Annotated in this window: 6 protein-coding genes and 8 pseudogenes; 5 read left to right on the top strand and 9 right to left on the bottom strand. The window is 63.2% G+C overall.

The genetic code is table 11. The annotated features are described in order from the left end of the window. Positions 1-170 (top strand): annotated as a pseudogene (locus ACZ4NT_RS37720) (IS630 family transposase); the annotation flags it as partial. 44 nt (positions 171-214) lie between these two features. Here the strand turns inward: ACZ4NT_RS37720 and ACZ4NT_RS37715 are convergent. Next, positions 215-621 (bottom strand): annotated as a pseudogene (locus tag ACZ4NT_RS37715) (IS110 family transposase); the annotation flags it as partial. Here ACZ4NT_RS37715 and ACZ4NT_RS37710 point away from each other — a divergent pair. Continuing rightward, positions 620-764: pseudogene (locus ACZ4NT_RS37710) on the top strand (IS5/IS1182 family transposase); the annotation flags it as partial. The pseudogenes ACZ4NT_RS37715 and ACZ4NT_RS37710 overlap by 2 nt on opposite strands. Before the next feature lie 111 nt (positions 765-875). Here the strand turns inward: ACZ4NT_RS37710 and ACZ4NT_RS37705 are convergent. Then, positions 876-1232 carry a four-helix bundle copper-binding protein gene (locus ACZ4NT_RS37705; protein WP_467729901.1) on the bottom strand — a complete coding sequence of 119 codons (357 nt, stop codon included), beginning with the start codon at positions 1230-1232 and terminating at the stop codon, positions 876-878. A 356-nt stretch (positions 1233-1588) separates the two neighbouring features. On the opposite strand from ACZ4NT_RS37705, the gene ACZ4NT_RS37700 reads away from it, so the two are divergent. Continuing rightward, positions 1589-1798 carry a hypothetical protein gene (locus ACZ4NT_RS37700; RefSeq protein WP_467729899.1) on the top strand — a complete coding sequence of 70 codons (210 nt, stop codon included), beginning with the start codon at positions 1589-1591 and terminating at the stop codon, positions 1796-1798. A 634-nt stretch (positions 1799-2432) separates the two neighbouring features. Here the strand turns inward: ACZ4NT_RS37700 and ACZ4NT_RS37695 are convergent. From ACZ4NT_RS37695 to ACZ4NT_RS37675, 5 genes and pseudogenes are all read right to left on the bottom strand, one after another. Continuing rightward, a pseudogene (locus ACZ4NT_RS37695) lies at positions 2433-3280 on the bottom strand (transposase); the annotation flags it as partial. A gap of 42 nt (positions 3281-3322) precedes the next feature. Next, positions 3323-3553, bottom strand: coding sequence for a hypothetical protein (locus tag ACZ4NT_RS37690; RefSeq protein ID WP_467729897.1), 231 nt, complete (start codon positions 3551-3553; stop codon positions 3323-3325). A 166-nt stretch (positions 3554-3719) separates the two neighbouring features. After that, the gene (locus ACZ4NT_RS37685; protein WP_467729894.1) at positions 3720-4379 is read right to left on the bottom strand and encodes an ATP-dependent DNA ligase; all 660 of its coding nucleotides are present in this window, start codon (positions 4377-4379) and stop codon (positions 3720-3722) included. A 758-nt stretch (positions 4380-5137) separates the two neighbouring features. Continuing rightward, positions 5138-5581 (bottom strand): annotated as a pseudogene (locus tag ACZ4NT_RS37680) (transposase family protein); the annotation flags it as partial. Positions 5582-5911: 330 nt separating this feature from the next. Next, positions 5912-6231 (bottom strand): annotated as a pseudogene (locus ACZ4NT_RS37675) (IS5/IS1182 family transposase); the annotation flags it as partial. A gap of 3 nt (positions 6232-6234) precedes the next feature. Here ACZ4NT_RS37675 and ACZ4NT_RS37670 point away from each other — a divergent pair. Both ACZ4NT_RS37670 and ACZ4NT_RS37665 read left to right on the top strand, forming a co-directional pair. Further along, a pseudogene (locus ACZ4NT_RS37670) lies at positions 6235-6398 on the top strand (IS5/IS1182 family transposase); the annotation flags it as partial. Between the two features lie 1054 nt (positions 6399-7452). Then, on the top strand, positions 7453-7782 hold the full coding sequence (locus ACZ4NT_RS37665) for a WhiB family transcriptional regulator (RefSeq protein WP_467729892.1): 330 nt from the start codon (positions 7453-7455) through the stop codon (positions 7780-7782). 566 nt (positions 7783-8348) lie between these two features. Here ACZ4NT_RS37665 and ACZ4NT_RS37660 read toward each other — a convergent pair. Then, positions 8349-9149 (bottom strand): GNAT family N-acetyltransferase, encoded by an 801-nt coding sequence (locus ACZ4NT_RS37660; RefSeq protein WP_467729890.1) that lies wholly within the window; start codon positions 9147-9149, stop codon positions 8349-8351. A gap of 422 nt (positions 9150-9571) precedes the next feature. Further along, a pseudogene (locus ACZ4NT_RS37655) lies at positions 9572-9905 on the bottom strand (transposase family protein); the annotation flags it as partial.

Raw genomic sequence — 9905 nt, 5'->3', positions numbered from 1 at the left:
AGATACGGCGCGGCGTCCACAAGAGCGTCCAAACGCTGGAGAAGGACATCCGTACCTGGATCGCCGCGTGGAACACCGATCCCAAGCCCTACGTGCGGACCAAGACCGCAGACGAGACCCTCGAACGCCTCGCCAGCTATCTGAACAGAATTCCTGACTCGGAAGACTAGCCGTTCGGCCATCTTCCGCGCCTTCAGCCGCAGCAGGGTGGCCACAGCCGGCACCGTCCGGCCTTGCGGATCTGGGCGGAGATCCGAACCGTTCCAGCAGCAATGAGGGCGGCCGGGTGCTGAAGTCGCGGCCCCAGCACCCGTTCCAGCGAGGGGTAGATCTGGGTCAGCAGGCCGTGCAGCGGGTTGCTTCGCTGGCCAGGTCGTCGTCGAAGCCCGCGATCATCTCCAGCTCGGCGATCGCCCGCAGAGTGTGGGGCATGGCGCGGGCGGCGTCGATCGATGATGAACGCGTCCCTCGCGTCGGTCTTGGTTTCGCCGGGGTAAAGATCGGTGATCCGCAGCATCGTCAGGCCCGGAAGGCAGGCGAGGGGCATCCCATGCCCCTCGCCACCGCCAGCGGCAGGGCCCCGATCGAGGCCGGCTGGTCGACCATGACCAGCACCGTTCCGTGCCAAGATGCACGTCCTGTCGGACGTGAACGGACTGCCCCTGGCAGTCGGTCTCTCCGCCGCGAACATCCCCGACAGCGAAGGGCTGAAGGCCATGGCGGCCGGTCACCCCCAAACGAGACACGACCCACACCGCGGTCGAGGCGTGGGCGCGGAGCTCCAGCGGGCCCACGCCTGGAGGAGCCAGCTGGTGAGGCTGATGGGGCACAACCGTTGCGGTCCCGCAGTTGGGCCGCTGGGGCTGGCTCTGGAATCAGGCGCGGATGCTAGTCATGGACCGACAGGCCTCTGCGCAGGCGTGGCAGGCTTCTGCGCACCGCCTCATTTGCGGGTCGTTCTCCATGCGCATGCATGCTTGCTCGGCCGTCTCGCAGGCCTGCGCACACAAGGTACAGACATCTTTACTCATGGGCGACATGCGCATACACATGTCTGCGCCCATGCGTGTCATGTCGGTGCAATCCATGAGGATGCGCATCATGGCTGGGTCGAGGTACTCGCCGCCCTGCTGCAGGCAGTGGTTGATTGTCTCCTCACACATGCTGTAGGCGGCCAGGCAAGCGTCCACGCACTTCTTCATCTCAGGACTCATTTGCTCGGAGTGCATCATGACGTTCCTCCTTGACGTGCCAGGTGCGTGACCGGCCTCACGCCGCCCATCGCGACCATGTCTGTTATGTCTACTATGTTTTCAAGATTCCGCCACTGGGTCGCGCTCGCACGGAAGAGTCGCAGTCCACTCGGCCCGTGGACTACAGGCCCTGGCCGCGGCGTCAGCGGCGTTCTGCGCGACAACGAGTCTGTCCCGGTAGCCGCCGAGGGTCTCGCCGGACGGCTCGACGCTCCGGGCGGCCGAGCCCGCCGCCCGGGAGCACGGGCTGCTCTTGGAGAAGCGGAGCTGCTCGCCAGACGGTCCGGTAAGGCCATGCTCTTCTATAAATAAGGGGAACCCCTGACGTCTCAAACGTGGCCAGCGTGACGGCGGTTGAAGTGACTGCCTGCCTGCCAACATTCCCTGAGGCCTTCAGGGATTTTTTGTTGTTCATGTCCGTGCTGGGTTCAACTTATGCTTTAGGTAAGCATCACATCGGCGCAATGAATGGCCTTGCGTATTCCTCTGTAGTGTCCAGGTCATCTTATTTGGCGGATGAATTTGATATTCTACGGGCACCGTGAAGCATCGCTCCGAATGCCGCATGTACCGCTCAAAATGCCTCGCGTGTTGCCGGTTAATCCTGAGACGGTGGCAGGTGCATGCACTGTGCGGCTCGGCACCGCAAAGTATGTCGTTGAGGATGGGTCTTCTTCTACCTCGAGTAGCAAACTGGTGATCTGTGTCGGAGATTCGTCGTTGGTGCGGTATGAGTCGTCCGGGTTCGAAGATTCCGCTGTTGTCGGTGACCGAGGCTCAGCGGGTTGTGCTGGAGGATTGGGTGCGTCGCCGCGTGACGGTTCAGGTGCTGGCCCAGCGGTCGTGGATCGTGCTGGAGGCGAGGACGAGCGGTCGATCATGGAGGTGTCACGCCGGCGGGTCACGGCGGACACAGTGCGCACCTGGCGGAGGCGCTTTCTCGAACTGGGCTTGGACGGTTGTTTCGATGAGCTGGGGCCTGGCGTCCCCCGGAAGATCACCGATGCGGTCGTCGAGCGGAAACTGGAGGAGAAGCCGAAGAATGCCACCCGCTGGTCGACTGATCAGATGCTGCCTGAGGGCCCGGCACTGTTCGTGGACCGCGGCGAGCGCGCGCGGCCAGGGACGGGACGACCACGTTGAGGATGCCCGTGCCAGATACCAAGACGGTTTGGTTCAGCGCTGGAGTTGTTTCCAGCGTTCGTGGTCGGCGAGGGCGTGTTCGACGATCCGTTGCGACGAGTGGTCGTGTCGCTGGCCTTCTCGGAGTTCAACGAACGGTGCTATTGCCCCTGGTCGCAGTTTGCGTGGTGGGCTGAGGCCTTTCCTCGCCTACCTCGGCTGAGGCCGAGGTAGCCGTCATCGAGGAGGACTTGGGCCAGGTTGAAGTGGTCGAAGCGTGGGCCGATGTCGGCGGTGCGGGCGGCGGTGGCGTCGTGCATGCGTCTTGGCCGTGACGCGTCGGTCCACAGAGTGCGGCCGCGGTGGTCGGCAATCACGGTGGCTTTCATCGTGTTCTGCTTCTTGTTGCCCGAGACGAAGGCACCGCGGCCGCCGCGGCCCGCCACCGGCCGGCGAACCTGGACCTCGGTGGCATCCAGACGCCGCTCCACACCCTCGGGCCTGGGCATAGGCGAACACATCTTCCAGGGTGCGAAGCCGCAGACCACAACGGTCGGGAACAGCAAAGCCCCGTTCCGCGAGCAGCCAGCTGCCCCCAGAGGCGCGTGACCTCGCCAACAGCACGGGTGACGGTCGAGCGATCGACGCCGAACAGCACACCCAGGACCGCGTGCGGCAGATCGTGCCGCAGGTGCATGAGCGTAGCTGTCAGCCGGTCCACCAAGACCAGCTGACGCCGGGCCCCGGGCACCCAATGCACGCTCCCTCGCCCCACCCCTCGCCTGGAACCCACCCCCTCAAGCCCCACCCCCGCACGGCCTGGCCAACTCGCCAACCAGAGTCGACAGACGAGCTGTCGACATCCCCATGAACAACAGATGCGTCAACACCGAACAGTCAGCCACACCCCTCACCAGTAAAACATACCCAAGCATGCCCAACCGCTATCACACACCAACTCGTAAGGAGGGCTGATGTTCGGCGAGTTTGCGGCGGCCGGCTTTCAGGCCGGGGATCCGTAGCGTAGAGGAGCCAGGGATGGCCGGAGGATTGAGCCGGGATCCGAGCATGCGCTCGAGGATGGAGAACTGGGTGAACAGGCCTCGTATGACCTCGGCGGTGATCTTTCGTCCGTCAGCTCCTGTGAACGCAGAAGGTGGGGCAGCGTCGGCGATCACCGCGACACCTTCGCATCTGCCTTTGTCTCTCCGGGTACAGACCCGAAGACCAGCGGCCCCATTACAGGACCGCGAAAACGTGATTGGGGGACCTAACCTCGGGTCATCCGCAGGCGCCAACCCGCTGACTGTTCTCGTTCTCTTGCAGCCGCATTGACTGGGGAAGTTACCCGTCGCGTTCGGTAGCCGGAAGATTAAGATTCTTGATTTTTATCCAGTTGCGGGTACGTCGGCCGGGCAGGTAGGGACTAGTAAGCTTTTTCGCAATGAGGCCTTCGTAGCCTTCGCTGAGGGTCTGCTCCATAGCCCAGGCGGTCATAGCAGGCCATGCGGCAGGCATCGTGACATGAGGGCCGGCTATGGCGAGGTCGTTGAGGAGGTCACGGCGGGCGGTGTAGGGCAGGTGCACCGTAGGCTCCCCGAGGTGCAGGATGTCGTAGACCATAAGGTGTACGGGCAGGTCCTCGCGGGCGTGGGCAACGGCCGTGGGGTGATGCAGGCTAAGGCGCTGCTGCAGCCGCTCAATCGATGGCCTACCGCCGTGATCGAGGGTGACGATCTCGCCGTCCAAGACTGTCTCCAGGCCGGGCGGTAGACCGACCGAGGTTATCAGTTCCGGGTACCGATAGGTGACGTCCAGCCCGAAGGACAGCAGCCGCACACTGCCGTCGCCGGGAAGATGAACGATCACCCGCGCCCCGTTCCAGAGGGTCTCAAACCCGTATTCCCTCTCGATCTCCGGGCTTGGCGGTGGGCCAACTGTTGCCAACATGGGTCTCAGGGCAGGTGATCCATCAAAAGCGTCATGGGAGAAGAACGCACTCATGCACTCCACACTGCCCCCACCGGACCTAGGTGGCCACCGCACTAGACCAGTGGCCGGGAGGCTGCCACCACGGCGGTGGTGGCACGGGACCACACAACGCCAGCCTCGCTGCAATGGCGATGTCCATTTTGAGTAGCCTGGGCGTGAAAGCGTGGGAGGAATCCATGCAGAAGATTATCAGATCGCACCTTATCGGTCGGCTCCGTGTACGGCGGTGCGTTTATAGCGGAGGTGCAAGTGTGAGCCGCGGTGCATTTTGCTGAATGACGTTCTAGATGTGACGGATTGATCTTTTTGGCGCTCTCTCCTAAAAGGGGCACTGGACAATTATGTACCTGACGGCGTCAACCCACTGCAGATGCGCGCCTGGCCGGAGCGATGGTGTCAGACCGCTCCTTTTCATCATGTACATGCCAAATCAGGGCGCACTCGCGTGCTACAGCTATCTGGCGTACGCAAGAAGTCGTTTCGATGGTGAGTAATTGATCATTGATGAGGCTGGGGGAGGTGGCAGGGAAGTGCTTGGGATAGGGCGAGTTCGTAGCGCCGGCGATGGCTGGCGACTGAAGGCATAGCGTGCTTGAGCTGCCCAGCGGTGTCGGAGCGGGCGTTGGTGTAACCGCCTGTGGACCAGCCAGGGCATCCTGCTGGATTCTGGTCCCACCTCGGAGATGTTCCAAGAGTCGTCGATTCTCTGCCGTGATCAGGACTGCGACGTTGGTGGAAGCGATTCTGCAGCCCTTTTTATTGAGCCTCTTTCATCCTGAATAGCTGCAGGTCAGTAGAGGTTGGACGGCTTGGACGATGGTGCCGATGTGGCGGGTGGAGCATCTGGCTCGTCGGAGGAGGCGCCAGGACTTCAGCTGCGCGAAGCCGAGTTCGCCGGGGGCTCGTAGCCGGGCGTGGTTGCGGTTGAACTGTTGGTAGTGCTCGGGTTGTTCGCGGTGGTGATAGTAGGGGGTGCGGAAGGTCGCGCCGTCGCCCTGGTAAGCGCGGTCCGCCAGGAGGAGGATCTGTCGGGTGAGTCAGGCCTGGAGGATGCCGTGGGCCCGGGCCGTGGTCAGGTCGTGTGTGCGGCCCGGCGTCGCACGGGAGAACCAGAGCGGTGTCCCGTCGGGGCGGGCAATGACCTGCACATTCATGCCGTGCGTGCGGTGCTTTTGCGAGTAGCACGGCTCGTCCGCGCGGATCCGGTACAGCGGCCAGGTCACGGACAGCGGCAGCTTGCACTTGCGGCCACCCTCACGGGTGACGATCAGCATCGTCACCCACTCCACCAAGACGTGACGGAGATCGACGGCGGCAGGATTTTCTTGATGGCCGAGTCTTCTGGGTGGCGTAGTTGTCGAGGCTCAGGTGCACCTGCAGGTCTGCCGGGATCTCCTGGTCGAGCTTGACCAGGACGCCTAAAAGGCAGCAACAGGCCATGCTCGCCCTCCTCGACTCGCTCAAACCCTCAGCGGCGCAAGCTTGCCCGCCCCGGCAGCCACGCCCAGCCTGGCGGCTGCCCACCCGCAGAAAAGGAGTTGGTGCGTGGTGAGGCGGACGAGCCGTTTGTAGCAGCATAAGGCCGCCCGCAGTCCGAGAAAGGCCAAGTAGTTGCAGGGGTCACCCTCGTAGCGAGGACTCAGGCGGCGGTAGCCGACCAGACAGGATATCGTCCGCTCGATACCCAGCGGAGCCCAATCGTTCGCTGGAATCGATTCCCTTGCGCGATCCGCATCCCGATGCGTTTGCCACTTCACCATTTCCGCAGGTCGCCGCGGTCGCAGGCTTTGTCCGCATGGAGGCGCTGGGGCTTGAAGTAGCGGTCGCGGTGGGGGTCGTGTCTCGTTTGGTGACCCTCGACCATGTAAAGCACCGCAGGAAGAGCGTGAACCTGCAGGTCATCACGGCTTGCGGCGGGACGATGGTGTGGATCTCACCCGTGCTGACCGGCCGGACGCGGCCCGCACGCACCGGATCATTGCCACCTGCATCCGGCTCGGCATCCCCGTTCTGGCCGACAAGGCGCAAGAAACACGGCAATCGCCAAAGCCACCCTCACCCCGGAAACGCAACGCTAAAAATGCTCATTGGTTCGTCGGCGACAAAGCTGTTGAGGAGGGTCAGTGAGCATGACCAGCGCGATGTTCGGTACCGGCTCGAGTTGCGGGCGCACCTATTACTCGCGAAGGCACCCCACTCGTTTTTTCTGCACGGAAGCACTCCTCGATCGTTTACGAGCGCCCAACAGACCTTGCTTATGGGCATCTATATTTTCACATATCTGCCATGGTGGCCATATTTGTGATCGTGATAATGAGTATTAACTACTCGCGCGAGAGTGTCTTCGGTGTGGCAGTGTGGCGAGCGGTGAATGCAGGGTAGAGGGAGTGTTGTGACTGCAGCCGACCAGCTCGCTGCTGAGGTAATCCTCTGGTTTCTTGGAGTTCTCGCAGTGTGGCTAGTGATGTTGATCTTATATGGGTTGATACGGGAGTTTATTGGAAGAGGGGGCAATTGAGGGCCTAAAATTTCCGTTACCGGGTTGCGTATAGTGGGCAGACGATGGAGCGAGTTGCATCTCTAGGGTTATAAAGGGGTAGGCTCCGTTTTGAACGCAACCCACCTAATAAGGCAATGGAACTCTTATCGAGTGCATGCCCTGCGAATAGCACTCGGCATTGCCGGCCGGTAGCCGACCGTCGACATTGCGCCGAGTTCCTGCGGCTGCAGCGCACCGTCCGGAGTGTAGACATACCTCGGGCAGCGTCTCTGCACGGGCCACTACAAAGCCCCCGATGATCCGCCCGGCCAAGCTCAGAGGACTCAGCAGGCAAGAGCCGAGCAGTAACACCGAGATACCAGGGCAGCACGGCATCTGACGGCCGGTGGCAGGCGAGTAGCCGACGCACAAGGTCACGGCGACATCGCGGACCCGCTCCGGGGAGGGTCAGTCACCGTGTTGTCAACCGCGCCGTCCTCGTAAAGATTGGGACTCGACGCAGCATCTGAGTTTCCTCAACCCGGGGCATACAGTCTGCGCAGGGCCCTCCGTACGTGAGGGAGACTTTTCAGGAAGGCGACCCATATGAGTACGGGCGATCACGAGTGGGAAGCATGGGCGAAGTGCCGCACTTCCAACCCCGACGTGCTGTTCGTTGAAGGTGCAGCCCAAAACCATGCGAAGGCCCTCTGTACCGACTGCGCGGTCCGTACCGAATGTCTCTCCTTCGCTCTCGACAACCGCATCGAGCATGGCATCTGGGGAGGCATGACCGAACGTGAGCGCCGCAGCCTGCTGCGCCGACGCCCGACGGTCACTTCCTGGCATGTGCTATTGAAGACCGCCCGCACCACGCAAGAGAAGTCGCTCCGGCCGTTCTCGCCCCGAGCCAACGAGTGGGAACGGACTGCCTGAAATCGCGTCCCGCGTCGTCATTCAGAGAGGGATGGCACCGATGCCGCGGGCCCCACGAGCGCAGCAATGCGGGCACGCCCCACACAGCGCGCACCACGGCTGTGGTGTCGGTCGGCGGTATCACTTGACGAGAGTCCCGGCCGCGGTCGACTACGACACGAGGTGCCGGGAGGGGCCTCCAGGGCCCGGCGCAGCGTCGCGGTACCGTCGTGGTTGATCTCTCAGGTCAGTCCCAGGACATGGACGCCACCGTCGGTGTCGATACGTACCTACCCTGAGGGATCCGCAGTTCCACCAGGGTAGATCGCCGATATGGTGTTGTGGCGCTCCACTCTCGTGCTACCGGTGGACCGGCCACTGACACTGGACACGTGGGCCGTCACGGCCTGGAGATCGTCGCAGCAGTCGCCGAGGGCATAGACGCGTCAAGCCTCGTCCACGGAAACGATATGGTCGACGGCTCCAACCATCAGCGGTGTGGGGGCAGCGGTATACGACGACGTTACCAGCGGCTTCGCCAACGATAGCCGTGGACACTCGACGCGTGGCCAGGCAGCGCTTCCAGGTCAGGGGCAGCGGGTGTAGGAGTGGAGCTGGTCGACCACAGTGAAACCGGCGGCTTCGTAGAGGTAGAGGGCAGCCTCGTGGTCGGGCTGCCCCTCTGAAGCCTCCAGGCAGGCGGTGACATGGTGGATCCCGCGGTCGGCGAGATTGGTCAGGCACTGCTCCAGCAGGATATGCCCTAGGTGCCGGCGCTCCCGGGCCAGGGTGATCCCTTCCAAAACGACAGTGCCGTCAACCGGGGCGCTGATGAAGGCTTCACCGATCCGGGTGCCGTCACGCTCGCGCAGGTACAGCTGCCACCCTCCAGAAGGGCGTTGGACGAGGTCGGCGATCGCGTACAAGCGGGGGCTGAGCGTGTCCAGGCGGTGGTGAAGGTAGCGCGAGTGCTCGGTACCGGAGAATCCACAAGCCTCCAGCGCCCGGCGGGTGCCCGGACGGTTGCGTACTGGCAACCCGGCGGGTGCCAGCCTGGTCGGTTCGGCGTAGGCATGCACGGTTGTCCGCCGACCTAGCTGCGCCAGCGTGTGAGTGACCAGCAGTTCGGCGAGAGGCTGCTCATCCTCTACACAGTGCAGCCACCGCAGCATCCCGGCACCATCTCCCGCGCGCACGCCGTAGGACACGGCACCCAGGATCGTTCCGTCTGCCGAGACCAGTACGCCACAGTCCCCGACCTCGATACCTGCGCCTGCTTGCAGAGCCCCTTCGAAAACAGCTGGTGAAGCAACCGGCCGACCGGGCAGCAGGTCCGCATGAATCAACTCCAAAACTGCTGCCCGGTCCTCACCACTGAACCGGCGCACCCTCGCACCCCTATCAACCGACGTGACCGTCACCTGTCCATCCTCTCCCTTGACGCGGTGCGTCACAGCTTCCCCCACCCTTCCCGGAACGGGACGGTACGCCACACCGCGAACCCGCTTGGCCCGGGATTCGTTCGTAGTAGGTCGACCAGGCCATGCTCGGATCGTTTCGGGTGGACTGTGGGAGCTGGCAAAGCCGTTGCTACCGCCGGCCCGAGTTCGTCCGCCGTGCGGTGGGGTCGCGAACATGACTGACGGGGCGGTGTTTGCCGCGATGCTCTACGTCCTGCTCTTCTCGACGCCGCGGCGGGCGGTGGGGGAATGATGTTCCGCTCGTGCAGCCATCGGCACGGTTGGGAGTAGTTATAACGAGTTGGTGCGTGATAGCGGATGAGTCATGTCTGCGCGGTCGTGGTGTGTTTTCAGACGGTGGCTGTGCGGTCGGAGACGAGGCCGGCGATGGCCCGTTGGGTGTCGGGCAGCCGGTTGCGGCGGTGGGTCCAGCGGATGAGTTGTTTCCAGCGTTTATGGTCGGCGAGGGCGTGTTCGACAGTGATCCGCCTCGAGGAGTGGTCGTGCCGCTGGCGGTCGCGAAGTTCGACGAGGGGCGCTATTGCCCCGGTCGGAGTTTGCGTGGTGGGGTGAGCGATTTCCCTCGGTGGTCTCGGCTGAGGCGGGGGTAGACGTCATCGAGGAGAACCTGGACCAGATCGAAGTGGTCGAAGCATGGGCCGATGCCGGCGGTGCGGGCTGCGG

Source organism: Streptomyces sp. NPDC026417 (assembly GCF_055567695.1).
The sequence above is the reverse complement of the archived record's forward strand: the minus strand, read 5'-3'. Positions and strand labels throughout refer to the sequence as shown.

What these genes read in the sequence shown, in the direction of transcription:
- ACZ4NT_RS37665 (WP_467729892.1), top strand. Translation starts at nt 7,453, where the DNA reads ATGAGTACGGGCGATCACGAGTGGGAAGCATGGGCGAAGTGCCGCACT.
- ACZ4NT_RS37705 (WP_467729901.1), bottom strand. Translation starts at nt 1,232, where the DNA reads ATGATGCACTCCGAGCAAATGAGTCCTGAGATGAAGAAGTGCGTGGAC.
- ACZ4NT_RS37685 (WP_467729894.1), bottom strand. Translation starts at nt 4,379, where the DNA reads ATGAGTGCGTTCTTCTCCCATGACGCTTTTGATGGATCACCTGCCCTG.